Here is a 24,574-nt window from a genome sequence, read left to right as displayed (position 1 = left end):
TCCGCGTACGCGAGCGCGTCCTTGACGATGCCGTCGACCTTCGCGACCGCCGGGTACTGCGCGATCAGGTCCGCGGCCGGCGTCGTCGTGCGGGCGACGTTCTGGACCGTGTACGACTCGACCGCGTGGGTCGCGGTGTCGAGCGTGAGCGAGACGTGCCCGACGTTCTCGCCGTAGTCGCCCGTCTGGATGATCGGGCGGGTCTTGCCGGCCTCACCCGGGATCGGCGCGTCCCACGCGTACTCCTTGTGCGTGTGGCCCGTGAAGATGGCCGCGACCTTGGGGCTCGTCTTCGTCACGATGTCGGCGAACGCACCGCCCGCCGCGACCTCCTGGTCGAGCGTGGCGCCGTCGGGCGTGCCCTCGCTCGCGCCCTCGTGGAGCGTGGCGACGACGACGTCCGCCTCACCGTTCGACGGGTCGCCGTCGGTGAGCTCGTCCGCGGTCTTGTTGATGGCGGCCACCGGGTCGCCGAAGTCGAGGGTCGCGACGCCGGCCGGCGAGACCAGCGTCGGGGTCTCCTGCGTGACCGCCCCGATCACGCCCACCTTGACGCCGTCGACGTCGATCACGTCGTACGCGGGCAGGGCGGGCGTCGTCGTGCCGTGCTCGTAGACGTTCGCGCCGAGGTACGGCCAGTTCGCCCGGTCGTCGATGCGGCCCGTGAGGTCGGAGTAGCCCTTGTCGAACTCGTGGTTGCCGACCGCGGAGACCTGGAGCCCGAGCGCGTTGAGGACGTCGATGGTCGGGGCGTCGTCCTGGACGGCCGAGGCGAACAGGGACGCGCTCACGTTGTCGCCCGCCGACAGGAAGACTGTGCCGTCGGGGTTCTGCGCCTTGAGCTGCTCGACGGTCCCCGCGAAGTTCACGGTGTTCGTGTCGATGCGGCCGTGGAAGTCGTTGATGGCGACGAAGTCGAGGGTCGTCGTGGGGTCGTCCGCGGCGTTCGCGGCGTTCGCCGCCAGGACGGACCCGCCGCCGACGGCGAGCGCGGCCGCGGTGAAGCCCGCGACGACGCGGCGGTGGGTGCGCCGTCGTCGACCGGCGGTGGTGGGTGCTGTGCTGTCAGTGCTCACGGGTGCCTCCTTGTCGGTGACCGAGTCCCACCCGGGCAGCGGGACGCAGGGTCACGACGTCAGCGGCACAGGTGGCGTTGCGATCTCACCTGACCCGTATGTCGGGGCTGTGTCAAGACTGTGACGTGCGGAAGACGTCGGCGTGTCGCCCCGAGGACGACCCTCCTGCGGGGACGTCGCTCAGCCGCGGTGGCGGTCGAGGCTGCGGCGGTCGGAGTAGACCGCGAGCAGGCCCGCGACGGCCATGCCGAGGCAGACCCCGGCGAGGACGACCAGCGAGAAGAGGACGCCCGGCTTGTCGATCGAGTTCCCGCCCCAGCGCGAGAGCATGAGGCCACCGACCACGAGACCGAGGACCGCGCCCAGCAGCGCCCCCGCCTTGAGGAAGTTCTGGTACCGGGGGCGCGGCGCGTCCGCCCCTCGACGGCGGCGGTGACGTCGACGTCGGTCGCCTCGACCCGCGCGTCCGAGGGCAGCTCGACCTCGACGGGCTCGGCCTCGTCCTCCGGCTCGGCGACGGGCTCTGCCGACGTGCCCGAGGTCGTCTCGTCGTCGGGGGTGCGGGCGTCTTCCGGACGCGCGGCGGGGCCGGCAGGGTCGGGCGTGGTGCTCACGTCGCCCGACCCTACCGGCCCCACCTGGGACCTCAGGACCTGCCCTGGTCAGAGCCGGTCAGCTGCAGTCCTTCGCCTTGTACGCCTTGGTGTCGACCTGGTAGTGGCCGGCGCCGTCCCAGTAGTAGCCGGCGACCGTGAGGGTGCCCGCCGGGATCGAGGCCTTGCCCGTCGCGAAGACCTGCGACACCGACGTCAGCGGCGCGACCTTGGTGAACTTCTGGTCGCCGTAGGTCGTGGTGAGGCGGATGTCGAGCGCGTGCTTGGGCTCGCCCGCCACGACCGACGTCGACAGGTACACCTTCCCGGCCGAGCAGAACGGCACGGCCGTGAGCGCCTTGAGCCGCACGTCGACCGGCGCCTTCAGCGGCAGGTCGAGGCCCACGAGGATCGGGTCGTGGTCGGAGGACCGGAACGGCGTCGTGTCGTAGAGGTTCGTCACGTTGTAGTTGTACCGGCTGTACTCGCCCGCGATCGGCTCGACCGAGTTGATGTTCCAGATGTCGGCCTTGGCGACCTTCGCGAGCGACGCCGACGCGAACGCGTGGTCGATCGACCCCACGTACCCGTCGAACAGGTACGTCTGCTTGCCCGTCGTGGCACCCAGGTCGGTGTACCCGGCGTCGGTGATGACCTTGACCGGGTCCTCCTGGCCGTAGGCGTTGAAGTCGCCGACCAGCAGGATCTTGTCGGTCCCCGCGTCCTTCGCGAACGCCGTCGCGAAGTCGAGGGCGGCGTTCGCCTCCTTGACGCGCGTCGCGTTGTACGCGCCCTGCCCGTCGCCCGTGTCGGTGTCGCCCGGGCCGGGGTTGTCGCCGTCGAAGGTGCCCTTGGACTTGAAGTGGTTCGAGACCACGACGACGTCGTCGGCCTGGGTGCCACCGACCGGGCGCCAGGTCTGGGCGAGCGGCTGGCGGGCGATCCCGTCGAAGGCCGCCGAGCCCACGAGCAGCTTCGAGTCGCCGACGGGCTGCACGACGGCCGGCTTGTAGATGAATGCGACGCGGATGACGTCCTCGTCGGCCGGGAGGTTCGCCGGGGACGGCACGAACTTCCACGTCCCGGCGCCCGCGGCCGCGTTGAGCGCGTCCGTGAGCTTCGCGAGCGAGGCGTCGCGGTTCTCGCCGTCGGTGGTGAGCGAGTTCTCGATCTCCTCGAGCGAGACGACGTCCGCGCCGAGGCCGTTGATCGCGTTCACGATCTTGGTCTGCTGGCGGTCCAGGTTGGCCGCGTCCCACGCGCCGCGGGCGTTGCAGCCCGTCTTCACGGTGATCGGGTTGCCGTCGCGGTCGGTGTACGGCTGGCAGCCGGAGAGCTGGTCGCCCGTCGTCGTGAAGTAGTTGAGGACGTTGAAGCTCGACACGTGCAGGGTGCCCGCGACCTTCGGGGCGTCCGTGCGGGTGTTCTCGAACGTGACGGGCTGGACGGCGTCCGCGACGTCGGGCGTGAGCTGGGCGAGCGGCTCGAAGGCCCACGCGTCGTACCGGTAGTCGAGGATCACCGGGGTCGTGAAGGTGACCTGGGCTCCGACGCGCGCCGGCTTGCCGCCCGTGAGGTACGGGAGCGGCTTGCTCGTGTTGGCGGCCGTCGAGAAGTTGGTCGTCGCACCGTCGTCGAGCACGACGCCGCGCGCGGCCCGGTCGGTGACCGCGGCCTGCGCCTCGGCGCTCCCGGGCGGCCGACCTGCGTCGGCTGCACGAACGGCTTGTCGCCCGCAGCGAGCAGGAACGACCCGTAGTAGTTCGTGTCGTAGTTGTCGGCGACGACGTAGTGGCCCGTGGGCGCGACCAGCATGCCCTCGAGGCTCTCGCGCTGCGCGTCGGTGCTCGGGAAGGCGACCGTCGCGGGCTTGACCGCGGGGACGGCATCGTCGAGGACGGTCCACGTGGTGGCGGACAGCTCGGTCAGGCCCGAGTACTCCGAGACGGTGCCCGTGACCTCGACGTACTGGCCGGGCTTCAGTGCTGCGGCGGCCGCGCTCGAGTAGACGAAGAGGCCGTCGGACGCGTGGTGCGTCGCGAGATCGACGTCGCCGCCCGTGCCCGGCGTCTGGATGTAGAGGCCGTTGTAGCCGCCCGTCGGGTACGCCGCCGTCACGACGCCGCGAGTCGTGACCGTCTTGCCGACGTACGGGCTGGTGTCGGTGGTGCCCTGCACCTCGGCGATCGTCGCGTCCGTGCCGGGGTCCGGGGTGCCCGGGTCGGTCGGGGTCGTGTCGTCGCCCGTGTTCTGCGGGGTGACCGTCGAGCCGACGGTGAGGTCGGCGGCGTTGTCGTCGGTGTCGGTCGCGCCGTCGCCCGCGCGCTGCAGCGAGCTCGGCGTCGTGTTCCCGGGGAGCCCCGTGACCGGGTGGCCCTCGTACGTGTTCGAGGTCCCGTACCCGACGAGGTCGACGACGTGCGCGGCGGTCGCAGCGCTGCCCGTCACCGAGCCTGTGGGGAGGGTGAGCTTGTCGGCCGTCGACGCGAGGACGAGCGTGCCCGTCGAGCCCGACGGGTTGAGCGCCACGCCCGACGCGTCCGGGGTCGGGAGGGCCTCGCCCGTCGCGCCGTTCGAGCCTCCCGCGACCAAGTAGTGCCCGCCGGCAGCGATGGACCCGGTGAGGGCGACCGTGGAGGTCGACGCGCCCGTCCCCGTCGCCGGGCGGTACTGCACCGACCAGCCGTCGACGTCGACCGCCGAGCCCGTCGGGTTGTAGAGCTCCACGAACTTCGTCGTGTAGGGGGCGTTGGCGCTGCCACCCGACAGGTACGCCTCCGAGATCACGACGTGCGAGGCGGCGTCGGCCTGCGCCGTCGGGCCGTCACCTCCGCCCGTGGCGGCCCACGCGGCCGCTCCCCCGCCCGTGACCACGAGGGCCGCCGTCGCGCCGAGCGCCGCGACCCTCCTCCAGCTGTGCTGACCGTCCACGTTGACTCCTCGGTGTGTCGAGCTGTCTCGCGAGCTCGGGCGGCGCCCGAACCGCACGGCGACGTGCGGTCGTCGTGGCACCGGACGTCGTCGTCATCCCAGGGCACGCCCGTGTCGCCGTGATGAACGGCCTGTGAACGGGGCGTCACCCCGCGCCACACGCTGCCCGACGGCGGCCGGTTCCGCACGCGGACGGCGCGCCACCACCGCAGGAGCGGGTGGTCGCGGCTAGCGTCCACCGCCATGGGTCGGGATGCGGAGCTCGTGCGGTTCGAGAGCGCCGAACCGAACGCGCGCGGGCACCATCCGGGAGTGTTCGGGCTGGCGAACGGGCTCGCGCGGGCGGGCGTCCTCACCGCGGAGGACCATGCGTGGTGGCGTCGCAGCAACGCCTGGTGCACCGAGGCCTACCGGGACCCGTCCGCGGTCGACCCGCTGGTCTACGACCGAGCGGTGAACCCCGGGGCGAAGGCCTGGTTCAGGGCGTCGGCGGTCGAGCTCGTCGACAAGGCACGCGAGTACCTCGTCCTGCTCGACCGGTACGGGGTCGCGTGGGTCGAACGACGCACCAGCAGCCCCGGGCGCGTCGTGTACGCGGACGAGGTCCAGGTCGTGGCGGTTCCGCTCGACGGCGACCGCGGTTGAGGGCCGGCCAACGCTCTCGTCGGGCAGAGCCACGGGGAGTGCGAGCCGCGCCGACTACGAGGCCGGCAGGGCCGCCGTGACGTCGACCTCGACCAGCTGACCCGGAAACCCGAGCTGCGCGACCCCCAGCAACGTGCTCGCGGTGGTGAACGCGGGCCCGACCGCCGAGGTGGTCAACCTGTCCCACACGCGTCCGAGAACGCCGCGGTCAGCGGTGACGACGTAGATCACCGTGCGGACGACGTCCTCGGGCCCAGTGCCGACGACGGCCAGGGCCGCGAGGACGTTCGCCGCGACCTGGTCGATCTGCGCGTCGAGATCGTCCGACACGAGGTTCCCCGCACCGTCGAGCGGGCACTGGCCGGCGAGGTACGCGGTCCGACCGGCGGGCACGACGGTCACATGGTGGTAGCCCGGGGTTCCGTGCAGGCCGGCGGGGTTGATGCGCTCGATCTCCGATGCCATGCACCCGATCGTCGTCCGATGGCCGCCTGAGGACGAGCGGATATCGACGAGCAACCGGGTTCGGCGAGCCGAACCCGGTGGTTTCGAACGCCTGTTCGAGTGGGTGTCGGTGGGTCGGTGTTGACTGGGGGCATGACGACGACGGCGGGCGCGGGTTCTGATCTCGCTGTGCCCTCCCATTCCGGCCCGGAGGGCGGGGTGCCGTCGTTGAGTCTGGGGGAGGACGAGGCCACGGTGGCGGGGGTCGTGCGGGCGATCGGTCAGGTCGAGTCGATGATCCGGACCGCGACCGGGTGGCGGACCGAGCTGTTGGAGGTCGCGCGGCGGCTGGTCGAGTCCGACCCGGGGTCGTTGCTGGCCCCGGACCTGGCTCCGGATGCGTGGTCCGGGTCCGAGGACGCCACGCTGGCTTAGCGTGCCCTGGTCGCCGAGGTCGCGACGGCTCTCACGGTGCACGAACGCACCGCGTCGCGGTTGCTGGACGAGGCGCAGGTCCTGGTGGGTGCCCTGCCTGCGACGGTCGCGGGGATGCGGGCGGGTCGGGTGTCCTACCGCCACGCCCAAGCTGTGGTGGAGCACACCGGCGACCTCGACCCCTCCGACCGGGCCGAGGTCGAGACCGCGGCGTTGCCGGTCGCGGGGTCGATGCCGCCGGGTGCGTTCGGGCGCCACGTCGCCCGGTGCCGGGAGCGTCGGCTCGCCGAACCGGTCAACGTCCGCCACGAGCGGGCCGCGGCCCGCCGGTGGGTGCGGGTCGAACCGGCCCGGGACGGGATGGCGTTCCTCACCGCGTACCTGCCCGCGGCCACGGCGTGCGCGGTCGAGGACCGGATCGATCGGGCCGTGGCCGTGCTGGGTGGCCCGGATGAGCCGCGGACCGTCGACCAGCTGCGCGCGGACGTGCTGTCCGCGCTGCTGCTCGACGACGGCACCCTCGACCTGGCCGCCCTCAGCCTCCAGGTGCCAGTCGCCGACACCGGCCTGGACACTGACCCGAGCCATCGTCCCGGCGGCCCGGACGGTTCAGGCACCGAGCGGCCCGAGGAGGGGGCCCGGCCGGGGTGCGGGAGCTGTGGGACCGGCTGCAACACGCCACGTTCGAGCCCGACGACTCTGCCCGGCGCGTGGCCGCGACCCGGGAGGCGATGGCCCGGATCGCGCGCAGCATCGTGCCCCACGTCACGGTCACCGTCCCCGTCCTCACCCTGCTTCGCACCCTGACCACCCAAGGCGAACCACCGCAGGGCACCGGCCTGGACGATCGCACGACCCCACCACGTTCGGCCGGCCCGCTACCGGCGTCATCGTCACCGCCGCCACCACCGGCACCGTCGCGGGTCGTTGAGGCGGCGTGCCCGCAGGTCGCGCACCTGGACGGGTACGGGCCGATCGACGACCACACCGCGACCCTCCTCGCGGCCCGGGCACCCTCGTTCCGGCGCCTGCTCACCCACCCCCACACCGGGGCCGTCCTCGCGCTGGGACGCGGCACCTACACCGTCCCGGCGGACCTACGCGCCTACCTGCGCCTGCGCGATGCCACCTGCCGGTTCCCCGGCTGCTCGCGGGCCGCGAGGCGCTGCGACACCGACCACACCGTGCCCTACGTCACCGGCGGGACCACCGACGCCACGAACCTCGCCCACCTGTGCCGCACACACCACCGTCTCAAGCACGCCACCCGTTGGGACGCGCGCCACACCGGCACCGACGGCACCCTGGCCTGGACCTCGCCCACCGGACAAGAACACACCACCCGACCCGCACTCGCCTTCCCCGCCCCGGACGAGATCACCGACGCGGTCGCCGACGACGACCCACCCCCGTTCTGACGCCCACCCCCGTTCTGACGCAGGGCCACCGCTCCGGGCTCCGCTCGCGCAGCGACCCGATCTGACGAGCTCGGTCCGCGAGGTGCGGATGGTTGACTGGTGCGCGTGGATCTCGAGCAGTGCAAGGCCGCGGACGTCGGAGCGTTGACGGCCTTCCTGGGTCAGGTCGACCTGACCCTCAGCGGCCTGGATGCCGAGAACGTTCGGTTGTGGCTCGGACGCGACGAACAGGGTGCGGTTGTCGGGAGCACCGGCTACGAGATGAGCGCCGATGGCCGTCACGCCCTGATCCGGAGCGTCGCCGTGAGCTCTGCGGAACGATCCCGCGGGCGAGGCAGTGCCCTTGCCCGATTCGCCCTGGAACGGGCCGCGGAAGAGGGAGCGACGACGGCCTGGCTCTTCAGCCGCCGTTCCGGGCCGTTCTGGCAGAGTCTCGGTTTCGCGCAAGCCGATCGTGACGAGCTCGCTCAGGCGCTCGCTCACACCCATCAGATGCGCCTGTTCCAGCAGACCGGCCAGCTCGACCGCGAGGTCGCATGGTCACGCCCGTTGGAAACAGCCTGACGTCGTGGGCTCGGCGGCGTGCGTCTGCGCCCGGTACACCTAGCGCGGGCGCGCCGCCTGCAGCGGCAACCACCGGGCGACCTCGGCCGCGCGCTCACCCGAGGCCCGCACGCGCCCGTCGGCGACGGCGTCGTCCCACCCGAGTGTCCCGGTCACGAGCCCGAACCACGTCTCCGGGTCGGTCTCCACGACGTTCGGCGGCGTCCCCCGCGTGTGTCGCGGACCCTCGATCGCCTGCACCGCACCCCACGGCGGAACGCGGACCTCGACGGCGTGACCGGGGGCGACGTCGGCGAGCTCCTCGAGCGTGAAACGGACCGCGGTGGCGACGTCGGCGCGCACCGGCCCGGACCCGGCGGCGAGCGCCGCGCGCCATCCGGCGATGGCCGCGCGTCCGGCGTCGGGCGCGGTGCGGCGACGCGGCGTCATACGCCACGCTCGCCGGCGGCGCCGACGTCACCGTCGGCGGACGGGACGTCACCCTCGGCGAGGACGAACGCGATGCGACGTTCCTCGACGGACGCCTCGGTGAGCCGCACCCGGACGGGCTCGCCGAGCGGCAGCGCGGCCCCCGTGACCGACGCGCGGAGGGCGGGCTTCGCGACCACCACCTGTCCCCGCTCCCCGCGGCGCGGGCGGGGTCCGCCGCGTCCTTCGGCTTCGCGGGCTTGTCGTCGACGTCGACGACGACGCCGTCGAACACGTCCCCCACCCGGTCCGCGACGAGGGCGGCCTCGACGGTGTCGAGGCACGCCCGCTCGAACGACCCGGCCTTCTGCCCCGTGCGGGCCATGATCTTGGGCAACGCGCCGAGCCCGTCGAGCACCCAACCGGGCACGGGATCGCCCGAGCACGCCGCAAGGCATGCCTCGGTGCCGTACCGGTCGACGAGCCGCCGCAGCGGCGCGGTGACGTGCGCGTACTCGGCGGCGATCGCGGCGTGCCGCGTGACGACGCCGTCGCCCGGGTCGTCGGACACGGTGGGCAGCTCGGGCAGCTCGGACGCCGCCGGCAGGTCCGTGCCGCCGAACGCCAGGTACGACGCACCGCGGAACAGCGTCGTCGCCTCGGTGAGGAACGCGGCGTGGTGGGGCTGGGCGGAGTCGAGGGTGCGCAGCAGCTCCCCGTAGGACTGCTCCGCGGGCCACGGGATGCCGAGCGCTCGCGCGGTGCGGCGGAGCCGGGCGACGTCCCGCGGGTCCGCGGGCGGGAGCGTGCGCAGGATCCCGACCCCGCCGGCGCGCATGAGCCGCGCCGCCGCGATCCCGGTGAGCAGGGAGATCTGGGCGTTCCACCCCTCGACGGGCAGGGTGGAGCGCAGCTCGAGGGTGGTGGTGCCGTCGTCGTGGGTGACGGCGACCTGTTCGGGCACGTCGAGCGACACGCCGCCGCGTTCGCGCTCGCGCTCCTGCCGCAACGACCCGATCTCCTTCAGCAGGGCGAGCGTCTCCCCGACGCTGTCCGGCCACCGCGCATCGTCGGGTTCCCCTTCGTCCTGGCTGCCCGACGACGGCGCTCGCCCGTCGAGCGCGGCCTGCGCCTCCTCGTAGTTCAGGCGGGCGACGGACCGCACGACACCGCGGCGCACGGTGACACCCGGTGCGTCGGCGGTCTCCTCGACGATCTCCCCACGCCCGTCGAGGACGATCCGCCAGACGACGGCCGGACGGTCGGCGTCGGGCAGGAGGCTCGCCGCGCCCTCCGAGAGCGTCGCGGGGTGGAGCGGCGTGCGCCCGTCCGGGCCGTAGAGCGTCGTGCCGCGCGCGTGCGACTCGGTGTCGACGGGGCCACCGGGCTCGACGAACGCGGCGACGTCGGCGATGGCGTAGTGCACGACGAAACCCGAGCCTGCGCCGTCGGGCCCGGCGCTCCCGGACCCGCTGACGCGCTCGAGGGCCATCGCCTGGTCGAGGTCCATCGAGCCCGGCGGGTCGATGGTGAGGAAGGGCACGGAGCGCAGGTCCTCGCGCCCGGGTCCGGGTGTCGCGAGGGTCGGACCGCGGGAGGCCGCGCGCTCGGCGTCGGCGAGGACCTCGGGCGTGAAGTCGTCCGGGATCTCCATCTGGCGGCGCAGGGCGGCGAGCGAGCGGCGCACGGCACGCGACGTCGCGGCGTCCGCGCCGGCGATCCTCAGGTACTGGGCAGGCACACCCCGAGGCTAGAGGGTGTCGGGCGCGACCACCGCGTAGAGCAGCGCGCGCAGGTCGTCGTCGGCGTCGGAGCCGGCCCGGAAGACGAGCCGGAGCGCGAGCGCGGGGACGTCGAGGTCGAGCCGGGCCAGCGTGCCCGCGGCGATGTCGTCGGACACGGCGAACTCGGGCAGCAGCGCGAGGCCGAGCCCCTGCGCCGCCCAGGACCGCAGCACCGGCACCCCACCCGCCTCGACCCGTTCGACGACCTCGCCGAGCAGGCGCTCGCCCGCGTACCGGAACGAGCACCCGGGGACGTTCACGAGGAGCCGCTCACCGCGCAGGTCGACCGGCTCGAGACCAGCCGCCGCCGCGAGCCGGTGACCGGGCGCCGCGACGAGCGCGAGCGGGACGGGCTCGACGTCGACGTGCTCGAGCGCCCCCGACGGGACCGGGTACCCGAGCTCGCCCAGCGGACCTCCGGAGTCGAGGACGAGGGCGGCGTCGAGCGACCCGTCGAGGACGCCGTCGAGCAGGGCGGCGCGCGAGACCGACGACGTGAGCGCCACGTCCAGGCCGGGCCGCTCCGCCGCGAGACGCGCGGCGACCCGCGGCACGTAGGTCGCGGCGATCGTCTCGAGCGCCCCCAGCCGGACCGTCTCCGGGACCGCGGCGACGTCGCGGCGCGCGGCCTCGGCGTCGGCCAGGAGCCGACGCGCCCAGCCCCGCAGGCGCTCCCCGGCCGCGGTCGGCCGCATGCCGCCCGGCCGGCGGACGAAGAGGTCCACGCCGAGCGAGCGCTCGAGCGAGCGCACCTGCTCCGACACCGACGACGGCGCGAGCCCCAGCGCGACCGCGGCGTCCGTCACCGTGCCGTGCCGCAGGACCGCCTCGAACGTCCGCAGCTGCCGCATCTCCACCCGCGCACACCCCCAGCTCGACCCACCGACCCTGCCGACGCAGTATCGGTCCCGTGCGCCCGACGGCGCACCCGGCGCGCCGCCGTCCCCCTCGAGCCCGCTGCCGTTCGGCGGAACCGAACGACGCGTTCGGCGGAGCCGGTGGAGCGACCCCACGCCCGCGTCGAGCCTGGGGCTCGTCCGCACGCTCGAACCCACCTGGAGCCACTCCTTGCTCGTCGACGCCGCCGCCCCTGTCCCGCCCGAATCCCCACCCCTGCCCCGCCGGACCGCCGTCCGGCTGCTCGGCATCGCGCTCGGCTACTTCATGGTCCTGCTCGACATGACCGTCCTTGCCGTCGCGGAACCGGACCTCGCCCGGTCGTTCCACCCGTCCACCGCAGGCCTCCAGTGGACCGTCACGGCCTACACCGTGACGTTCGCGGCCGCGCTGCTCTCGGCCGGTGCCGCGGCCGACCGGTACGGCGCCCGCCGCGTGTTCACGGTCGGCGTCGTGACGTTCGGGCTGGGATCGCTCGCGTGCGCCGCGGCGCCGAACCTGGCCACGCTCGTCGCCCTCCGGGCCGCCCTCGGGGTCGCCGCGGCGGCGTGCGTGCCGGCGTCCATGGCGATGATCGCCGGCCTCTACCCCGACCCTCGACGGCGCGCCCGTGCCGTGTCCGTGTGGGCCGCCGTGAGCGGAGCCGCCGTCGCCGCGGGGCCCGTGCTCGGCGGCGTGCTCGTCGCCGTCGGCGGCTGGCGCGCCGTGTTCCTCGTGAACGTCCCGCTCGCGGCCCTCACGTGCCTGCTCGTCCGGGCGAACGCCCCGGTGCCGACGCTGGCGCCGGCGTCGGCGTCGACGGGACGTCGTCCGGCCGGCTCGGTGGTGCAGCTCGCGGCCGTCGCGGCGCTGGCCCTCGGCACCGACGCGGTCATCGCCCTCGGCGCCGGCGACGTCGTCCACGGCGCCGTCTCGCTCGCGGGCGCCGTCGTCGCCACCGGCGTGCTCGTCGTGGTCGACGGGCGCTCGAGCGTCCCGCTCCTCGTGCGCGGGCCCGGGCTCGGACCGGCCCTCGTGACCGGTGCCGCCGTGAACGCGACGCTCGCCGGCGTCCTCTTCGTCGTCCCCTTGGTGCTCGCCCGGCAGGCGGCGCTCTCGCCGCTCCAGACGGGCCTCGCCTTCCTGCCGATGACCGTCCCGTTCGCCGTCAACCCGCTCCTCACAGGCCGGCTCGTCGCCAGGCACGGTCCGTGGCCGCCGCTGTTCCTCGGCCTCGCGCTGCTCGCGACCGGCGGGCTCGCCCTCGCGGGCGCGGTGCACGGCGACGCCCTGGACCGGGCGCGCGGGTTCGCCGTCCTGCTCGTGGCGCTCGCGGCGCTCGGGTTCGGGACGTCGTTCGCGCTGCCCTCGCTCGTCGCGCTCGTGATCGGCGTCGCACCGCCCGGCACGGCCGGGCGGGCGAGCGGCCTCTTCAGCGCCGTCCGCCAGCTCGGTGCGAGCATCGGTGTCGCCCTCGCGGGCGCCTTCGTGGTCGACGCGCCCGCGACGGGGCTCGTCGCGCTCGCCGGTCTGTGCGCCGTCGCCCTCGTCCTGCTCCTGGTCGCCGCGCGCCGGGCTCGGGAGGCCGGCTGAGCGTGGCGTCAGGCGTTCTCGCGCGCGAGCTCGGCCCGCACCTCCTCGCGCAGCCTGCCGTGGTTCTCCGGGTTGGGCGCCGCGGCCAGCAGCGTCTTCGTGTACTCGTGCTGCGGGTCGAGGATGACCCGGTCCGACGGTCCCCGCTCGACGACCTGCCCGCGGTACATGACGAGGATCTCGTCGGAGAAGTGCCGCGCGGTCGCGAGGTCGTGCGTGATGTAGAGGACCCCGAGGTTCTCCTCGCGCTGGAGGCGCGCGAACATGTTGAGCATCCCGAGCCGGATCGACACGTCGAGCATGGACACGGGCTCGTCGGCGATGAGGAACCGCGCCCCCGGCGCCAGGGCGCGCGCGCTCGCGACCCGCTGGCGCTGACCTCCGGAGAGCTCGTGCGGGCGGCGGTCCGCCATCTCGCGCGGCGGGTTGAGGTTGACCTTCTCGAGGAGCCGCTCGATCTCGGCCTCGACGCCCTCCCGGCCCGACGCGCGGTGGTGGATCTTGATCGGCCGCTCGAGGTGGTGCCCCACCGTGTGGAACGGGTTGAGGGACGCGAACGGGTCCTGGAAGACCATCTGGACGTCGTTCCGATAGCGCATGAGGGCGACGCCCCGGCTGGCGCTCGGCTCGCCGTCGAGCAGGATCTCGCCCGACGTGGGCTTCTCGAGCTTCGCGATCATGCGCGCGACCGTCGACTTGCCCGAGCCGGACTCCCCGACGAGCGCCACGGTCTTCCCGGGCTCGAGCGTGAACGACACGTGGTCGACGGCGCGGAACTTCGAGCTCCGCATCCCGGACCGGACCCGGAAGTCCTTGACGAGGTCCTTGACCTCGAGCGAGCCCGTGCGGCGTGCCCTCTGATCGGTGTCGGTCATGTCAGGCCACCCTCCGGTCTCGCCCGTGCGGATGAACGAACCCCGGTCTCCGGTGAGGCTCGGGAACGACGCCAGCAGGCGCCGCGTGTACTCGTGCTGCGGACGCTCGTAGAGGTCCGCAGCGGTGTTGAGCTCGACGATCTCGCCCTGGAGCATGACCGCGATGCGGTCGGAGATCTCGAGCAGCAGCGGCAGGTCGTGCGTGATGAAGACGACCGCGAACCCGAACTGCTCGCGCAGCCGCATGATCTCGCGCAGGATGCCGCGCTGGACCACGACGTCGAGCGCCGTCGTCGGCTCGTCCATGATCATCACCTGCGGGCGCAGGGCGAGCGCCATGGCGATCATGACGCGCTGCCGCATGCCGCCCGAGAGCTCGTGGGCGAAGCTGTCGAGCCGGTTCGGGTCGACGCCCACCATCCGCAGCAGCTCCTGCGCCTCGGCGAGCATCTGCTTCCTCGGCATGTCGGGGCGGTGGGTCCTGAAGACGTCGAAGAGCTGCCGCTTGACGCTGATGACGGGGTTGAGCGAGTTCATCGCTCCCTGGAAGACCATGGAGATCTTGTCCCAGCGGAACACCCGCAGACGCTCGCCCGACAGGCCGAGGACGTCGATGTCGGTCCCGGACTCGTCGTGGAACGTCACGGCGCCGCTCGCGAGGTCGGCCGGGGGCTTGAGCAGCCGGTTCAGTCCGTAGGCGAGCGTCGACTTGCCGCATCCAGACTCCCCGGCCAGGCCGAGGATCTCGCCGCGGTGCAGGGTGAGGGAGACGTTCTTCACCGCGTGGACGGGCGGGTCGACGAGGTAGTCGATCGACACGTCCGTCGCGGTGAGCACCGGGGTCAGTCCCTCCAGGTAGGCGTCGTGGGACGGCAGGCTCAGGGGTCCGGCCGGCCGGGTCGCGGTCGCGCTCATGCGCCGGCCTCCTCGGTCGTCGCTGCGGCGCGCGACTCGACCTTCCGGGCCTTCCGGACCCGTCGGGTGGCCTTCGGCACGTTGCGCAGCTTCGGGTTGATGATCTCGTCGATGGCGAAGTTGACGAGCGAGAGCCCGCAGCCCAGGAGCGCGATGAGGAGGCCCGGCGGGACGAACCACCACCACGCCCCGAGCGTCAGCGCCGAGCCGTTCTGCGCCTGGTAGAGCATCGTGCCCCAGGTGACCGCGTCGGTCGGGCCGAGGCCGAGGTACGACAGGCCCGCCTCGCCGAGGATCGCGAAGATGACCCCGAAGAGGAACTGCGCCGCCACGAGAGGCAGCAGGTTCGGGAGGATCTCGACGGCGATGATGCGCCGCGACCTCTCGCCTGCGACCCGGGCCGCCAGCACGTAGTCGCGCACGCGCAGCGATCTCGCCTGCGTCCGCAGCACGATCGCCGACCCCGTCCACGCGGTCAGGCCGAGGACTCCCGCGACCAGCCACATGGAGCGGCTCGACGAGTACGCCGCGAGCACGATCGTCAGCGGCAGCGCCGGGATGACGAGCATGATGTTCGTGATGAGCGACAGCGTCTCGTCCGCCCAGCCGCCCAGGTAGCCGGCGAAGATGCCGAAGATCACCGAGAAGATCAGGGCGATCACGCCGACGGTGACGCCGATGAGCAGCGAGCCGCGCGCGCCGTGCGCGAGCTGCGCCCAGATGTCGTTGCCGATCGCGCTCGTGCCGAGCAGGTGGCCCTGCTCGCCGGGCTTCAGGAGGCCGTCGTAGTCGGTGCTGTTGGGGTCGAGCGTGAAGAACGGCACGATGATCGCGAACAGCACGATCAGGCCCGTGATGACCAGCCCGACGACCAGCTTGGGCGACCAGGACGGCATGAGGTCGCGTCGTCGGGAACGGGACTGCGTGGCCGCGGCCGGCTCCCCCGTCACGGCCGCGGCGAGCGAGCCGTCGCCGACGGCCTCGGGGAGGTCCGGTGGAAGACCGTCGACGACGACGCCCGCGGCGGCGACCGTGTCGGCCGCGCCCGTGACCATGTGCGCTTCGCGGACGTCCTCGCCCGTGGTCTCGTGCTCAGCCATGGTGACGCGTCCTCGGGTCGATGAAGCCGTAGATGAGATCCATGAGGAAGTTCACGACGAGCACGGCGACCGTCGTGAGCAGGAACACCCCTGCATGAGCGCGTAGTCCGCGTTGCTGACGGCCGTGATCAAGAGCTTGCCGATGCCGGGGTAGCTGAACACCTGCTCCATCACCAGGGAGCCGGACACGACGAACGCGAGCGCCACGGCGAAGCCGGCGAAGGACGGCAGGGCCGCGTTGCGGACCGCGTAGACCCACAGCACCCGGCGGGGGCGGAGGCCCTTGGCCTCCGCCGTCACGATGTAGTCCTCCGCGAGGGTGGAGACCATCATGTTGCGCATCCCGACGAGCCAGCCGCCGACCGCGCTCAGGATGATCGTCAGCGCCGGCAGGACCGCGTGCTGGAACACGTCGACCATCGACGCCCAGGTCCACTCGGGGTGGTCGTACGTCTGCACGTCCCACCCCCACGAGATGGGCGCGAGGCCGGCCTTCATGCCGAGGAAGTAGACCAGCAGGATCGCGAGCCAGAAGTACGGCACCGACTGCAGGAACGCCGTGAAGGGGATCACGTGGTCCCACGCGCTGCCGCGCTTCCAGCCGATCCACGCGCCGCCGACGATGCCGATCGCGAACGCGATGATGGTCGCGGACCCGACGAGGCACAGGGTCCAGGGCAGGGCGTCCTTGATGAGGTCCCACACCGGCTCCGGGTACTTCGACACCGAGATGCCGAGGTTCCCGTGCACGATGTTGTCCAGGTACGCCCAGTACTGGTTCCACAGGGGCTCGTGGGAGCCGCCGAGGATGAGCTCGACGTTCTTCTGCACCGCCGGGGTCACGTCGCCGTTGCGGGCGAGCTTCCCCAGGAGGATCTGCGCGGGGTCGCCGGGCAGCATCCGCGGGATGAAGAAGTTCAGGGAGACAGCGGCCCAGAGGGTGACCGCGTAGAACGCCACCCGCCGCCCGTAGTACTTCATGGTTCGGCTCTTCCCGTCGTCGTCGAGCTCATCCTCGGTAGGTCCTGCTCAGGTCAGCTGAGAGGGACGAGGTTGGCGAGGATCACGCCCGAGGAGACCGAGCCCCACGACGGCGGGAACTGGTAGAGGTCGTCATCGGTGGGCCATCCGGAGAAGTCCTTCTGGTTGAAGAAGGTCTGCGTGGCGTTGATGATCACCGGGATGTACGGCAGGTCGTCGACGATGTTCTTCTGGACGATCGCGTACTGCTCCTTGCGCTTCGCCTCGTCGTTGGTGGACGCGGCGGCCTTGACGGCCGCGTCGACGTCGGGGTTGGAGTAGCGCGAGAAGTTCCAGGTGCTCGCCTTGAGCGGGGTGCCGACCTTGGTGGTCGAGAAGCCGGCGAACCAGTCCTTGTAGATCTGGAACGGGTCGGCGACGGACGTGCCGACGACGCCGCCCATGAGGAGCTCGTACTTGCCGGACCCGCGGGCGTCGAAGTACTCCTGCTCGGAGATGGTGCTCGCGGTGATCTTGATGCCCGCGGCCTTGGCCTCGGACGCGACGAGCTCGGCGGCCTGGTTGTAGTCCGTCCAGCCGCTCGGCGACTTGAGCGTCATGGAGACGGTCTTGCCGTCCTTGGCGTAGAAGCCGTCCGAGCCCTTGGTGTAGCCGGCGGCCTCGAGGATCTTCGCGGCGGCCGCGGCGTCCGCCGACTGCGGCGACTCCTTCCAGGCGTCGTCGGTGATCCACTTGTCGTCGCGGCCGAGGAGCGCGAACGTCGGCGAGATGGTGCCGCCGAGGCCCTTGAACGCCTTGTCGTTGATCTGCTTGCGGTCGATCGCGACGTTCAGGGCCTGACGGACGGCCTTGTCGGTCTGCGCGCCCGTGCAGCCCTCGTCGGCGTTCGAGCAGGTGTAGATGGTCGTCGGGTCCTGCGGCGTGTTGATGTACCCGATGCCGAGCGAGGTGACGGCGTCGACGTCGGGCACGAACATGCCGGTCCAGTCGATCTTGCCCTGCTTGACGAGGTCCTCGGCGTTCTGGTTGCCGTCGAGGCCGACGTAGCGCACGGTCTTGACCGCGGGCTTGCCCTGGGCGGCGTCGCGGTACTGGGGGTTCGCGACCACGGTGTACGCCTGCGAGGACACGGAGCCCTTCTTCAGGATGTACGGCCCGGTGCCGATCGGGTCGTCGTTCGTGAACTTGGCGGGGTCCTTGACGTCCTTCCAGATGTGCTCCGGGATGATGAACGTCGTGCCCAGCAGCGAGAACTCGTTGGTGAACTGCGGGCTGTCGAACTTCACGACGACCGTCGTGTCGTCCGTCGCCTCGGCCGAGACGATGTAGGACGGCTTCGAGAACGCGTACGTGTACGTGTAGGCGACGTCCTTGGCCGTGAACGGCGTGCCGTCGCTCCACGTGACGCCCGACTTCACCTTCACGGTGAGCTGCTTGCCGTCCGCGCTGAACTCGTACGACTCGCCGAGCAGCGGGGTCGGGTCGCCCGAGCCGGCCTTGTTGAACGCGAAGAGGGGCTCGTAGATCGGACCCATCGCGGCGTGCAGGACGTTCGGGGAGAACGGGTTGAAGTTCGCCACGATCGGCGTCATCGAGCCGGCCCACACGTTGAGCACGCGCGTCGAGTTCGCCACGCCCGTGGGCTTGTCGGTGCTGGCCGCCTTGGAGGTAGTCACGTCGGTGGCCTTGCTGCCACCGCCGCACCCCGCGAGCAGCAGGCTGACGCCCGACGCCAGCGCGACCGCGGCGACGACGCTCCTGCGCCTCGTGCTTCGGATCATCGTTGGTCCTTTCTGGTGGACGGCGACGCCCGTGCGCCCCTGCGCCCGCGCCTCGACCGTGAGGTGTGCAGGGACACTAACAAAGGGTCCGCTGTGTCGGACCGGATAGATCAGGAAAGTTACCTAACTGATACAGGGCGGCAACGCGCCGGCACGCGCGGCCCCCGGGCGCGTCCTCAGTCCGCGATCAGTGCCGCGTCGAGCGCGTCGCGCGCCGCGACCACGAGCGCCGCGTCGGTGACCTCGTACTCGCTCGCCCCACCCGGTCCGGCGGCGTCCCGCACGACCGTCTTCGCGGACAGGTGGACGGCGTCGACACCGGCGTCGACGAGGGCGGCGATGTCAGCGACCCGCACTCCGCCACCCGCCTGGACCTGCACCGGGAGCGCCTCGTCGTGCACGTGCCGCGCGCAGCGACGGAGCTGGTCGAGCCCGTCGACGCTGCGAGCCTCGCCGCCCGACGTGAGCACCCGCGCCACCCCTAGCGCCGCGAGCGTGTCGAGCGCCCGCAGCACGTCCGGGACGGCGTCGAGCGCGCGGTGGAACGTGACCTCGCGGCCCTCGGCGGCCGCGACGAGCGCGCGGACCGCCTCGACGTCGACCCGGCCGTCCGCGGTGAGCGCTCCGACGACGACGCCGTGGGCCCCCGCGTCCACGACCGCCCGCACGTCGGCGACCATGACGTCGAGCTCGGTCCGGTCGTAGACGAACCCGCCCGCGCGGGGCCGGATCAGGGGTGGACCTCGACCGGCTCGTGGTCCGTGAAGTCCTCCGCGACCGCGAGCGCCACGTCGACGAGCCCCACGCTCGGGGTCAGGCCGCCCGTGGCGCCGAGCGCCACGCACAGCTCGACCCGCTGCGCGCCGCCGGCACGCGCGGTGCGCACGCCCGCGACGTCCTGCACGGCGATCTCGAGGGCCACCCGACGGCCGCCGGAGTGCTGGCCGTAGTCGCGGGGGCTGCGGGGGTCGCGGGGGCGCGAGGCGTCGTCGGTCACGGCACGAGGCTAGCGTCCCGCCGACCGTGTCACGTGGCGCAACGTTCGCCCAACCGTCGGGAACTTCCCGCCGACGCGTGACCTCGGGGCGCCGTCGGGCCTACAAGATGCCATGACCTTCACGACCGAGGCGACCACCGCCTCTCCCCGACCACCGCCGGCGACGCCGCGACGCCACCCGCGCTCCGCATCGTCGTCCTCTCCGGGAACCCCCGTGCCGGGTCTCGCACCGCCGCGACCGGCAGGGCCGCCGCGGCCGCGATCGCCGGGGTGCTGGCCGACGTGCGCGCGGTCGAGCCCGAGATCGAGCTCGTCGAGCTGGCCGACCTCGCCGGCGAGGTGCTCGCACCCGAGCACCCCGGGCCGACGCCGTCCGCGCGGACCTCGCACGGGCCGACGTCGTCGTCGTCGCCACCCCCGTCTACAAGGCGTCGTACACGGGCCTGCTCAAGGCGTTCCTCGACCTGTACCGCGCGGGCGACCTGCGCGACGTCGTCGCCGTCCCCCTGGTCGTGTCCGGGAACCCCGCCCACGCGCTCGCCGGCGAGGTCCACCTCCGACCGCTGCTCGTCGAGCTCGGTGCCGTCGTCCCGACCCGCGCCCTGACCGTCACCGAGGGCGAGCTCGCCGACCTCGACTCCGTCCTCGAGCGCTGGCTCGCCGACGCCGCACCCGCCCTGCGCACCACCGTCCGAACGGAGGCCACCCGATGAGCGCCGAACCCCTGTCCGCGGACCTCGTCCGCCTCGACGCCCTGCTCGCCGAGCAGGACGAGCCCCACCTGAGCGTCGACGCCTACAAGGTCGTGTTCCGCCGCCACCCCGCGGGCGTCGCCGTCGTGACGCTCCGCGACGAGGACCCCGAGTCCGGCGAGCCGCGCCACGTCGGCTTCACCGCGACGTCCGTCATCTCGGTGTCCGCGGAGCCGCCGCTGCTCGCGTTCTCGATCGCGTCGACGTCGTCGTCGTGGCCTGCGCTCGCGCGCGCCCGGACCGTCGCCGTGAGTTTCCTCGCCGACGACCAGGACGACGTCTCGGCGCGGTTCGCGACCAGCGGCATCGACCGCTTCGCCCCCGGTGGGTGGTCCGCCCTGCCGACGGGCGAGCCAGTCATCGACGACGCCCTCACCTGGGTCCGGGCGCGCGTCGTCCAGCGCACCCCGTTGGGTCGAGCTACCTCGTGTCGCTGCGGGCGCTCGAGCACGGGGTGCGCGTCGACGGCGCCGCCGAGGACACCGCGAGCCCTGGCCCGCTCGTCTACCACGACCGCACCTACCACCGGATCGGCGACCACTCCGCCCTCTGAGCCCCCACCCCGCCCGAACGGAGGTACCCCCTTGCTCCGCTACGTCGCAGGACGCCTCGCGCAGGCCGTCGGCGTGCTCTGGGCCGCCTACACCGTGTCCTTCTTCGTCCTCTGGGCGCTCCCCAGCGACCCGGTGTCGCTGCTCCTCGGGACGGACTCGAGCGACGTCACGCCCGAGCAGCTCGCCGCCGTCCGGCACGAGTACGGCTACGACCGGCCGCTCGTCGTGCAGTACGTCCACCAGCTCGGGAACGTGCTGCACGGCGACCTCGGGCGATCCGTGAGCACCCGGGAGCCCGTGAGCTCGCTCATCGGCGACGCCCTCGGCCCGACCATCCAGATCGCGCTCGCGGGCCTCGTGCTCGCCGTCGTCCTCGGGGGCGGGCTCGCGGTCGTCGCGACGCTCGTCCGGTGGCGGTCCCTGCAGGCGCTGCTGCTGAGCCTGCCGCCGCTCGGCGTCGCGATCCCGGGATTCTGGTTCGGACTCATGCTCCTGCAGTGGTTCTCGTTCCGGCTGCCGGTGTTCCCGGCGATCGGGGACCAGGGCTTCGCGTCGATCGTCCTGCCGGCCGTGACCCTCGCCCTGCCCACCGGGGCCGTGATCGCGCAGCTCCTGTCGAAGAGCCTCGTCGTGACCCTCCGCGAGCCCTACGTCGCGACCGCCCGGGCGAAGGGCGCCTCGCCCGTCCGCGTCCACCTGCGGCACGCGCTCCGCAACGCGGCGCTGCCCGCCCTCACCGCGACCGGGCTCCTCGTCGGCGGGCTGCTCGGCGGGACCGTCGTGACCGAGACCGTGTTCTCGCGGCCCGGCCTCGGGCGGCTCACCGCCACGTCCGTGCAGGCCCAGGACATCCCCGTCGTCCAGGGCGTGGTGCTCGTGGGGGCGCTCGTGTTCGTCCTCGCGAACCTCCTCGTCGACCTCGTCTACCCCCTCCTCGACCCGCGGCTCGAGCAGCGGCGGCGCAAGGCGCCGAGCGCACCGGCCGGCCCCGGCACCCCCGTCCCCGACGCCGTCGCGGCCGCCTGAGCCCGGCGCACCCCAGGGAGCCACCCATGACCGACCTCACCACCGCCCTCGCCCCCGGCAGCGCCCGGCCCGCGACGGACGACCGGGCCACGGAGCTCGTCGACCTCGTCGTGACCCCGCCCGACGACGCAGTCCGCGCCGCCGTCGACGTCGCCCCGCGCGGCGCCCGGCTGCGCTACACCCTGCGCCACCTCGTGCGGCGCCCCGGGCTCGTCGTCGCGGTCGTCTGGCTCGTCGCGGTCCTGGTGGCCGCCGTCGCGCCGTCCGTACTGGCGTCCGGGGACCCGCTCGCGGGCGTCCCCGCCGACAAGCTCACCGGGCCGTCCGGCCAGCACTGGTTCGGCACCGACCAGCTCGGCCGCGACCTGTACACGCGCGTCGTGCACGGCACCGGGACCACTCTCCACGCGGCGCTCCTCGCGATCGCGATCGGGCTCGTCGTCGGGTCGGTCCTCGGGCTGCTCGCCGGGTTCGTCGGCGGCGCCGTCGACGCCGTCCTCATGCGGTTCGCCGACGTCCTCCTCGCCATCCCCGGGCTCCTGCTCTCGCTGGCCGTCGTGACCGCGCTCGGGTTCGGCACCGTGAACGTCGCGATCGCCGTCGGCACGACGAGCGTCGCGTCCGTCTCCCGGATCCTGCGCTCCGAGGTGCTCCGGGTCCGGACGTCGGCCTACGTCGAGGCCGCCCGCGCCGGCGGGTCCCGGTGGTGGCGGGTCCTGCTCGTGCACGTCCTGCCGAACTCCGTCGGGCCCGTGCTCGTGCTCGCCGCGCTCGAGCTCGGCACCGCGATCCTCGCCGTGTCGTCCCTGAGCTTCCTCGGCTACGGCGCGCAGCCGCCCCAGCCCGAGTGGGGCTCGCTCGTCGCCGGCGGCCGCGACTACCTCGCCGGGCAGTGGTGGCTCACCACCCTCCCCGGGATCGTCATCGCCCTCACCGTGCTCGCCGGCAACCGGCTCGCCCGCGCCCTCGACACCGAAGGGAACCCGTCATGACCAGCCCGCTCCTGAGGGTGGACGACCTCCACGTCACCTACTCCGGGCCGCGCGGCGACGTGCACGCCGTCCGTGGCGTCAGCCTCGAGGTCGCGAGCGGCGAGACCGTCGCGCTCGTCGGCGAGTCCGGGTCCGGCAAGTCCACGACCGCGCACGCCGTCGTCCGGCTCCTCGCGCCCTCCGCGCGGATCACGTCCGGGCACGTCCGCTTCGACGGCACCGACCTCGCGACCGCGCCCGCCCGCCGGCTCCGCGCCGTTCGCGGGTACGGGATCGGGCTCGTCCCCCAGGACCCGACCGTCTCGCTCAACCCCGTCACGACCGTCGGCAGGCAGGTCGCCGAGGTCCTGCGGATCCACGGCCTCGCCGACCGGAAGTCCGCCGCCACGCGAGCCGACGAGGCCCTCGCCCAGGCCGGCCTGCCCGACGGCGTCGCGCACCTCTACCCGCACGAGCTGTCCGGCGGCATGCGTCAGCGCGTCCTCATCGCGATCGCGCTCGTCGCCCGCCCCGCGCTCCTCATCGCCGACGAGCCCACGTCCGCGCTCGACGTCACCGTCCAGCGCCAGATCCTCGACCACCTCGACACCCTCACCGCGTCCGCGGGCACGGGCGTCCTCCTCGTCACCCACGACCTCGGCGTCGCCGCGGACCGCGCCGACCGGATCGCCGTCATGTCCCAGGGCCGCATCGTCGAGGTGGGCACCCCCGCCCAGATCCTGCACGCCCCGAAGGACCCGTACACGAAGTCGCTGATCGAAGCGGCCCCGAGCCTCAACACGAGCAGGAGCCTCGTGGGGGCCGCGGGCGAGCCCGGTGCGCTGGTGAAGCACGGTGCAGCCGCGCTGAACCCGAACGGGCATGTGGCGGAGGCTGCACCCGGGCGAGACGGACGCGAAGCGGGGCGGGGGAGACGCGCGCGGTCGTGGAGGGTCTGGCGGGAGGCCGCGAGGAACGAGCGGCCGGATGGACGACCGCGCGCGTCTCCCCCGCCCCGCGAACCCGACCGAGGACGCCAACCCGACCACCCCGGTCCTCGAGGTCCGCGACCTCCTCAAGGAGTTCCCCGCCCCGCGCCGCGGGCGGCGGGGTGGTCCGCGCGGTCGACGGCGTGAGCTTCGCGCTCGAGCGCGGGAAGACGCTCGGGATCGTGGGCGAGTCGGGGTCCGGCAAGACCACGACGGTCCGCGTCGCGGTGCGGCTCGCGGACCCCACGAGCGGGTCCGTCCTGCTCGACGGCGAGGACGTGACGAACGCGAGCGGCGCGCACCTGCGGGCGCTGCGCCGTCGGGTGCAGCTCGTGCACCAGAACCCGTACGCGTCGCTCGACCCGCGGCTGTCGGTCGAGCGGATCGTCACGCAGCCGCTGCGGGCGTTCGGCGTCGGGGACCGCGCGTCCCGGCGGGCGCGTGCCGGGGAGCTGATCGACCACGTCGCCCTGCCGACGAGCACGTTGGGCCGGCGGCCGGCGGAGCTGTCGGGCGGGCAGCGGCAGCGCGTCGCGATCGCGCGGGCGCTCGCGCTCGAGCCGGAGCTCGTGGTGCTCGACGAGCCGGTGTCCGCGCTCGACGTCCGCGTGCAGGCCCAGGTGCTCGAGCTGCTCGCCCGGCTCCAGGCGGAGCTGGGCGTGTCGTACCTGTTCATCTCGCACGACCTGGCCGTCGTCCGGCAGATCGCTCACGACGTCGTCGTGATGCAGCAGGGCCAGGTCGTCGAGGAGGGCCCCACCGACCGTGTGCTCGCCGACCCCGAGCACCCCTACACCCGCGAGCTGCTCGGGGCGATCCCGGGCACCCACGTCGAGGCCGGCGTCCCCGCCTGAGCCTTTCAGCAC

Annotated in this window: 22 protein-coding genes and 4 pseudogenes; 11 read left to right on the top strand and 15 right to left on the bottom strand. The window is 73.1% G+C overall.

The genetic code is table 11. From position 1 onward, the window contains the following. Positions 1-305 precede the first annotated feature (305 nt). From QQK45_RS22235 to QQK45_RS10890, 4 genes and pseudogenes are all read right to left on the bottom strand, one after another. A pseudogene (locus QQK45_RS22235) lies at positions 306-869 on the bottom strand (bifunctional UDP-sugar hydrolase/5'-nucleotidase); the annotation flags it as partial. Between the two features lie 387 nt (positions 870-1,256). Next, complete coding sequence (locus tag QQK45_RS23185) at positions 1,257-1,406, bottom strand: hypothetical protein (RefSeq protein WP_284293275.1); 150 nt, start codon at positions 1,404-1,406, stop codon at positions 1,257-1,259. A 342-nt stretch (positions 1,407-1,748) separates the two neighbouring features. Further along, positions 1,749-3,311 (bottom strand): ExeM/NucH family extracellular endonuclease, encoded by a 1,563-nt coding sequence (locus QQK45_RS10895; protein ID WP_284293274.1) that lies wholly within the window; start codon positions 3,309-3,311, stop codon positions 1,749-1,751. Positions 3,312-4,222: 911 nt separating this feature from the next. Further along, positions 4,223-4,456, bottom strand: a pseudogene (locus tag QQK45_RS10890) (lamin tail domain-containing protein); the annotation flags it as partial. Between the two features lie 456 nt (positions 4,457-4,912). On the opposite strand from QQK45_RS10890, the gene QQK45_RS10885 reads away from it, so the two are divergent. Continuing rightward, entirely contained in the window at positions 4,913-5,245 is a 333-nt protein-coding gene (locus QQK45_RS10885) for a hypothetical protein (RefSeq protein WP_284293273.1), read from the top strand. A 54-nt stretch (positions 5,246-5,299) separates the two neighbouring features. Here the strand turns inward: QQK45_RS10885 and QQK45_RS10880 are convergent, their stop codons facing one another. Beyond that, positions 5,300-5,710, bottom strand: coding sequence for a RidA family protein (locus QQK45_RS10880; RefSeq protein WP_284293272.1), 411 nt, complete (start codon positions 5,708-5,710; stop codon positions 5,300-5,302). Between the two features lie 207 nt (positions 5,711-5,917). Here QQK45_RS10880 and QQK45_RS10875 point away from each other — a divergent pair, with 207 nt between their 5' ends. The 4 genes from QQK45_RS10875 to QQK45_RS10860 all read left to right on the top strand — a co-directional run bounded on the left by QQK45_RS10875 (position 5,918) and on the right by QQK45_RS10860 (position 8,106). Continuing rightward, the gene (locus QQK45_RS10875; RefSeq protein WP_284292272.1) at positions 5,918-6,124 is read left to right on the top strand and encodes a hypothetical protein; all 207 of its coding nucleotides are present in this window, start codon (positions 5,918-5,920) and stop codon (positions 6,122-6,124) included. 6 nt (positions 6,125-6,130) lie between these two features. Then, positions 6,131-6,931, top strand: coding sequence for a DUF222 domain-containing protein (locus QQK45_RS10870; protein WP_284295019.1), 801 nt, complete (start codon positions 6,131-6,133; stop codon positions 6,929-6,931). Continuing rightward, positions 6,880-7,542, top strand: a complete 663-nt coding sequence (locus tag QQK45_RS22225) for an HNH endonuclease signature motif containing protein (RefSeq protein WP_348525209.1) — start codon at positions 6,880-6,882, stop codon at positions 7,540-7,542. Before QQK45_RS10870 ends, QQK45_RS22225 begins: the two co-directional genes overlap by 52 nt. 105 nt (positions 7,543-7,647) lie before the next feature. Further along, the gene (locus QQK45_RS10860) at positions 7,648-8,106 is read left to right on the top strand and encodes a GNAT family N-acetyltransferase (protein ID WP_284293271.1); all 459 of its coding nucleotides are present in this window, start codon (positions 7,648-7,650) and stop codon (positions 8,104-8,106) included. A gap of 39 nt (positions 8,107-8,145) precedes the next feature. Here QQK45_RS10860 and QQK45_RS10855 read toward each other — a convergent pair whose 3' ends face one another. The 4 genes and pseudogenes from QQK45_RS10855 to QQK45_RS10840 all read right to left on the bottom strand — a co-directional run bounded on the left by QQK45_RS10855 (position 8,146) and on the right by QQK45_RS10840 (position 11,149). Further along, positions 8,146-8,535: a sterol carrier family protein gene (locus tag QQK45_RS10855; RefSeq protein ID WP_284295018.1), complete on the bottom strand. Its 390-nt coding sequence runs from the start codon at positions 8,533-8,535 to the stop codon at positions 8,146-8,148. Further along, positions 8,532-8,972 carry a ribonuclease R family protein gene (locus QQK45_RS10850; RefSeq protein ID WP_284295017.1) on the bottom strand — a complete coding sequence of 147 codons (441 nt, stop codon included), beginning with the start codon at positions 8,970-8,972 and terminating at the stop codon, positions 8,532-8,534. Before QQK45_RS10850 ends, QQK45_RS10855 begins: the two co-directional genes overlap by 4 nt. A 77-nt stretch (positions 8,973-9,049) precedes the next feature. Continuing rightward, positions 9,050-10,024: pseudogene (locus QQK45_RS10845) on the bottom strand (RNB domain-containing ribonuclease); the annotation flags it as partial. 240 nt (positions 10,025-10,264) lie between these two features. Next, a complete protein-coding gene (locus QQK45_RS10840; RefSeq protein WP_284295016.1) occupies positions 10,265-11,149 on the bottom strand; it encodes a LysR family transcriptional regulator in 885 nt (294 codons plus the stop codon). Positions 11,150-11,366: 217 nt separating this feature from the next. On the opposite strand from QQK45_RS10840, the gene QQK45_RS10835 reads away from it, so the two are divergent. After that, positions 11,367-12,767 carry an MFS transporter gene (locus tag QQK45_RS10835; RefSeq protein WP_284293270.1) on the top strand — a complete coding sequence of 467 codons (1,401 nt, stop codon included), beginning with the start codon at positions 11,367-11,369 and terminating at the stop codon, positions 12,765-12,767. An 8-nt stretch (positions 12,768-12,775) separates the two neighbouring features. On the opposite strand, the gene QQK45_RS10830 is transcribed toward QQK45_RS10835, so the two are convergent. The 6 genes from QQK45_RS10830 to QQK45_RS22220 all read right to left on the bottom strand — a co-directional run bounded on the left by QQK45_RS10830 (position 12,776) and on the right by QQK45_RS22220 (position 19,416). Then, a complete protein-coding gene (locus QQK45_RS10830; protein ID WP_284293269.1) occupies positions 12,776-14,557 on the bottom strand; it encodes an ABC transporter ATP-binding protein in 1,782 nt (593 codons plus the stop codon). Continuing rightward, on the bottom strand, positions 14,554-15,657 hold the full coding sequence (locus QQK45_RS10825; protein WP_284293268.1) for an ABC transporter permease: 1,104 nt from the start codon (positions 15,655-15,657) through the stop codon (positions 14,554-14,556). The genes QQK45_RS10830 and QQK45_RS10825 overlap by 4 nt, the downstream gene beginning before the upstream one ends. A gap of 51 nt (positions 15,658-15,708) precedes the next feature. Beyond that, entirely contained in the window at positions 15,709-16,638 is a 930-nt protein-coding gene (locus QQK45_RS10820; RefSeq protein WP_348525208.1) for an ABC transporter permease, read from the bottom strand. A 53-nt stretch (positions 16,639-16,691) separates the two neighbouring features. Beyond that, positions 16,692-18,419 (bottom strand): ABC transporter substrate-binding protein, encoded by a 1,728-nt coding sequence (locus tag QQK45_RS10815; protein WP_284293267.1) that lies wholly within the window; start codon positions 18,417-18,419, stop codon positions 16,692-16,694. Between the two features lie 176 nt (positions 18,420-18,595). Further along, positions 18,596-19,099 (bottom strand): copper homeostasis protein CutC, encoded by a 504-nt coding sequence (locus QQK45_RS10810; protein ID WP_348525207.1) that lies wholly within the window; start codon positions 19,097-19,099, stop codon positions 18,596-18,598. A gap of 50 nt (positions 19,100-19,149) precedes the next feature. Further along, positions 19,150-19,416 carry a copper homeostasis protein CutC gene (locus QQK45_RS22220; RefSeq protein ID WP_348525206.1) on the bottom strand — a complete coding sequence of 89 codons (267 nt, stop codon included), beginning with the start codon at positions 19,414-19,416 and terminating at the stop codon, positions 19,150-19,152. 410 nt (positions 19,417-19,826) lie between these two features. On the opposite strand from QQK45_RS22220, the pseudogene QQK45_RS10805 reads away from it, so the two are divergent. The 5 genes and pseudogenes from QQK45_RS10805 to QQK45_RS23175 all read left to right on the top strand — a co-directional run. Next, positions 19,827-20,129: pseudogene (locus tag QQK45_RS10805) on the top strand (NADPH-dependent FMN reductase); the annotation flags it as partial. Then, on the top strand, positions 20,126-21,748 hold the full coding sequence (locus QQK45_RS22215) for an ABC transporter permease subunit (RefSeq protein ID WP_348525205.1): 1,623 nt from the start codon (positions 20,126-20,128) through the stop codon (positions 21,746-21,748). The pseudogene QQK45_RS10805 and the gene QQK45_RS22215, both read left to right, overlap by 4 nt. Positions 21,749-21,774: 26 nt before the next feature. After that, positions 21,775-22,740 (top strand): ABC transporter permease, encoded by a 966-nt coding sequence (locus QQK45_RS10790; protein ID WP_284293266.1) that lies wholly within the window; start codon positions 21,775-21,777, stop codon positions 22,738-22,740. Continuing rightward, complete coding sequence (locus tag QQK45_RS23180; RefSeq protein ID WP_431310260.1) at positions 22,737-23,855, top strand: ABC transporter ATP-binding protein; 1,119 nt, start codon at positions 22,737-22,739, stop codon at positions 23,853-23,855. Before QQK45_RS10790 ends, QQK45_RS23180 begins: the two co-directional genes overlap by 4 nt. Continuing rightward, complete coding sequence (locus QQK45_RS23175) at positions 23,852-24,562, top strand: ATP-binding cassette domain-containing protein (protein WP_431310259.1); 711 nt, start codon at positions 23,852-23,854, stop codon at positions 24,560-24,562. Before QQK45_RS23180 ends, QQK45_RS23175 begins: the two co-directional genes overlap by 4 nt. Positions 24,563-24,574 lie beyond the last annotated feature (12 nt).

This window comes from Luteimicrobium album (genome assembly GCF_030161555.1).
GTDB lineage: Bacteria > Actinomycetota > Actinomycetes > Actinomycetales > Cellulomonadaceae > Luteimicrobium > Luteimicrobium album.
This window is presented reverse-complemented; position numbering and strand designations above follow the sequence as displayed.

What these genes read in the sequence shown, in the direction of transcription:
- QQK45_RS10825 (WP_284293268.1), bottom strand. Translation starts at nt 15,657, where the DNA reads ATGGCTGAGCACGAGACCACGGGCGAGGACGTCCGCGAAGCGCACATG.
- QQK45_RS10855 (WP_284295018.1), bottom strand. Translation starts at nt 8,535, where the DNA reads ATGACGCCGCGTCGCCGCACCGCGCCCGACGCCGGACGCGCGGCCATC.
- QQK45_RS23185 (WP_284293275.1), bottom strand. Translation starts at nt 1,406, where the DNA reads ATGCTCTCGCGCTGGGGCGGGAACTCGATCGACAAGCCGGGCGTCCTC.
- QQK45_RS23180 (WP_431310260.1), top strand. Translation starts at nt 22,737, where the DNA reads ATGACCAGCCCGCTCCTGAGGGTGGACGACCTCCACGTCACCTACTCC.
- QQK45_RS22215 (WP_348525205.1), top strand. Translation starts at nt 20,126, where the DNA reads ATGAGCGCCGAACCCCTGTCCGCGGACCTCGTCCGCCTCGACGCCCTG.
- QQK45_RS10840 (WP_284295016.1), bottom strand. Translation starts at nt 11,149, where the DNA reads ATGCGGCAGCTGCGGACGTTCGAGGCGGTCCTGCGGCACGGCACGGTG.
- QQK45_RS10790 (WP_284293266.1), top strand. Translation starts at nt 21,775, where the DNA reads ATGACCGACCTCACCACCGCCCTCGCCCCCGGCAGCGCCCGGCCCGCG.
- QQK45_RS10850 (WP_284295017.1), bottom strand. Translation starts at nt 8,972, where the DNA reads ATGCCTTGCGGCGTGCTCGGGCGATCCCGTGCCCGGTTGGGTGCTCGA.
- QQK45_RS10820 (WP_348525208.1), bottom strand. Translation starts at nt 16,638, where the DNA reads ATGAAGTACTACGGGCGGCGGGTGGCGTTCTACGCGGTCACCCTCTGG.
- QQK45_RS10830 (WP_284293269.1), bottom strand. Translation starts at nt 14,557, where the DNA reads ATGAGCGCGACCGCGACCCGGCCGGCCGGACCCCTGAGCCTGCCGTCC.
- QQK45_RS10815 (WP_284293267.1), bottom strand. Translation starts at nt 18,419, where the DNA reads ATGATCCGAAGCACGAGGCGCAGGAGCGTCGTCGCCGCGGTCGCGCTG.
- QQK45_RS10810 (WP_348525207.1), bottom strand. Translation starts at nt 19,099, where the DNA reads ATGGTCGCCGACGTGCGGGCGGTCGTGGACGCGGGGGCCCACGGCGTC.
- QQK45_RS10880 (WP_284293272.1), bottom strand. Translation starts at nt 5,710, where the DNA reads ATGGCATCGGAGATCGAGCGCATCAACCCCGCCGGCCTGCACGGAACC.